The organism is Streptomyces sp. NBRC 110035 (assembly GCF_000829695.1).
GTDB lineage: Bacteria > Actinomycetota > Actinomycetes > Streptomycetales > Streptomycetaceae > Streptomyces.
The window spans coordinates 1-2,897 of the sequence record NZ_BBNN01000053.1; the positions used below are offsets into that span (position 1 = coordinate 1).

General features: G+C 66.9%; 5 protein-coding genes. 3 read left to right on the forward strand and 2 right to left on the reverse strand.

The genetic code is table 11. The features are described 5' to 3' along the window. The 3 genes from TU30_RS30360 to TU30_RS30365 form a co-directional block, all read left to right on the forward strand. Window positions 1-589 (forward strand): DDE-type integrase/transposase/recombinase (locus tag TU30_RS30360; RefSeq protein ID WP_042176262.1); only part of this gene is annotated, 589 nt, incomplete at its 5' end. Window positions 590-616: 27 nt separating this feature from the next. Next, window positions 617-742, forward strand: coding sequence for a DUF6879 family protein (locus TU30_RS38460; protein WP_370626736.1), 126 nt, complete (start codon window positions 617-619; stop codon window positions 740-742). A gap of 7 nt (window positions 743-749) precedes the next feature. After that, a complete protein-coding gene (locus TU30_RS30365) occupies window positions 750-1,487 on the forward strand; it encodes a helix-turn-helix transcriptional regulator (protein ID WP_078878653.1) in 738 nt (245 codons plus the stop codon). A 45-nt stretch (window positions 1,488-1,532) separates the two neighbouring features. Here the strand turns inward: TU30_RS30365 and TU30_RS30370 are convergent, their stop codons facing one another. Continuing rightward, window positions 1,533-2,540, reverse strand: coding sequence for a recombinase family protein (locus TU30_RS30370; protein WP_042176265.1), 1,008 nt, complete (start codon window positions 2,538-2,540; stop codon window positions 1,533-1,535). A gap of 117 nt (window positions 2,541-2,657) precedes the next feature. Beyond that, window positions 2,658-2,897 (reverse strand): hypothetical protein (locus TU30_RS37815; RefSeq protein WP_234308038.1); only part of this gene is annotated, 240 nt, incomplete at its 5' end.

Below are 2,897 nucleotides of genomic sequence, written 5' to 3' on the forward strand. Positions count from 1 at the left end.
CAAGGGCGTCTGGTACCACGCCTACGTCATCATCGACATCTTCAGCCGCTACATCGTCGGCCACACCGTCGAGGCCGCCGAATCGGCCGCACGCGCCGAGGAGTTGATCCGGGAGACCATCCGCCGCAACGGCATCGTTCCCGAGACCGTGCACGCCGACCGCGGCACGTCGATGACCTCCAAGAGAGTCTCCCAGCTGCTGATCGACCTCGGCGTCACCCGGTCGCACTCGCGGCCGAAGACCTCCAACGACAACCCCTACAGCGAGGCCCACTTCAAGACCACGAAGTACATGTCCGACTACCCCGAGCGGTTCGATTCGCTGGCCCATGCCCGCGAGTGGTTCGAGGCGTTCATCGCGTACTACAACCACGAACACCGGCATTCGGGTATCGCCTGGCACACGCCCGCCAGCGTGCACTTCGGCACCGCCGAGGAGGTCCGCGACCAGCGGGCCGTCACCCTCGCCGAGGCATACGCCCGCCACCCCGAACGCTTCGGCCGCCGCCCCCGACCACCCCGGATACCCCAGCAGGCGTGGATCAACGACCCGGCCAAGCGCAGGGAACCCGCACCACAAACCTCATAACGTCACGACCGTCTCACTGGACTTGAAATCTTCCGGGACGGCAGAGTGCCCGGGTCGGAGATCGTCGAGGACCCCGACACCGTGGCCGAGTGCGTGCGCCTGCGGGACCTGCTGTGGGCAGACGCCATTCCCCATCCCGAGTACAAGCCCTGACCGACCCGTGAGCAAGCAGGTGGAAGAGGCACTGCAGGCGCTCGGTGCCCGGCTGCGTGGCTTCCGCAAGGACGCCGGATTCACCAGCGGCCGGGCATTCGCCCGTGCCACCTCGTGGCAGGAGTCGAAGGTCTCCCGCATCGAGAACGGCAAGCAGCGTCCCAGCGAGGACGACATGCGCGTCTGGTGCGAGACGACCGGCCGGGGCGAGCAGTTGGGTGACCTGGTCGCGATCGTCCGTCATGTCGACGAGCTGTGGCTCGAATGGCGAAGGCAACTCCAGACCGGCGTCGAGAAACGACAGCGCCAGGCGATCCCGGTGTACGCCAGGACCAAGGTCTTCCGCATCTGGCACCCCACGCTCATCTGGGGAACCCTCCAGACCTCTGAGTACGCTGCCGAAGTCCTCCGACAGGGCGTCAGCTACTACGAGATTCCCGATGACGCCGAAGCGGCCGTGGCCAAGCGACTTGAGCGCCAGCAGTACCTGTACAGGGGCGACCGCATCTTCAACGTCCTCCTCGGCGAACAGGCCCTGTACACCAACTTCGGTGGTTCGGAAGTGATGAAGGGGCAACTCGACCGTCTCCTGGCCGTGATGGGACTTTCCCGCCTCAGCCTGGGCATCGTCCCCAAGTCCGCCCCCACCTGCATCTGGCCGGGCAACGCGTTCTCGATGTTCGACAGCCGACTCGTCCTCGTCGAGACCTACTCCGGCCTCGGGGAACAGCGGAGCAGCCGTTAGCGCTAGGGATGGATCTTGGTGTCCAGGCGGTTCCGGCATGTGTCGCTACGGCGTCTCGGCGTTCGGGTGGGGCTGGGCCTGGAGCCGTTCGCGGAGGTCAATCTCTTCGGGGGTGAGCGGGTCCTCGGGTCGGCGGATGCGTGCTGGCTTGGGGCGGAGTGGCAGGTTGTCGTCTGTGGCGGCGTGCTCGGCTTCGGCGAGGGCCCGGTAGAGGGAGGCGACGGACGGGTGCTTGCCGGCGTTCTTGCCGGTTTTGATGGTGAGCTTCTTTGCGATCTCGGGGACGGGGACGCCCTTGTCCTTCAGGGCGACGGCGAAGGTGAGCATGTCGTCGTCGATGACCTTCGGGCGTCCGCCGTGGTTGCCCTTGGAGGCAGCGATGACCTGGCCTTCGAGGGTCTTCTCCCGGATGTAGTTGCGTTCGATCTGTCCGGCGACGGCGAGTACGGCGAAGAACATGGCGCCCATGCCGTTGGGGTCGTAGATGCCGGTGAGCGGGCCGGTAAGGAGTTCGAGCTGGATGCCGCCGGCCTGGAGGTTGGCGGAGAGCGTCATCAGTTCGGCGGCGTTGCGGGCGAGGCGCTTGAGTTCGTGGACGGTGAAGATGACCGGGGTGTCGGGCGCGGCCTCCCTGAACTGGTGGGCCAGCGCGAGGGCCTTCTCCAGCTCGGGCCGGACCTTGACGCGGGTGCTGATCTGCTCCTGGAAGATCTTGTGGCACTCCGCCCGGCGGAGAGCTTCGATCTGGCTCGCCAGCTCTTGCCGGGCGGTCGACGTCCTCGCGTACCCGATGCGGACCGGCCGCTCGGTACGCGGCGCGGGGACCACGGCGAGCGCGGGGCCCTGCTTCCACGCGCGGCCGGGCCCGCGGTCGGCGGGAACGGGGATCTCCAGTTCCTCGCGCAGCGCGGGGACGAGGACGAAGCGGGGGGTGTGGTACTTCGCGGCGGTCTTCCCGCCCCGGGTGCGGCAGGCGCTGCCAGCGGGCGCGTCACAGTTCGGACAGCCGTTTCGTTCTACCGCGATTGCGGCTTGATCGGGCGTCAGATCCACCCCGGAAGTCTGTCAGAACTGTCTCGCACAACGTGCAGGTTTTGAGAGGACTTCTGCGAATGGCGACCTGCGGAAACGTGATCGGCTCCGGGGCTCTCGCAGAACTCTCGCAACCGGTCAGTTGTGAGGACCAGACGGGAGCGGATTTTCCCTGAGCCAGCGCCGGACCGCCTCCGCCTCTTGCTGACGTCCTACGCCGTCGAGCAACTGCGCCTGCAAGCCCGACACGACATGGAGTCGCGGGAAAGCTGAAGGCAGCGTGCCGATATGGCGGCGGTACAGCTCCACCGCATCCCCCGTCGCGCGTAGCGCACTGGGAAGCTCACCCCCCGCCGCCAAAATCATGGCCAAGACAGA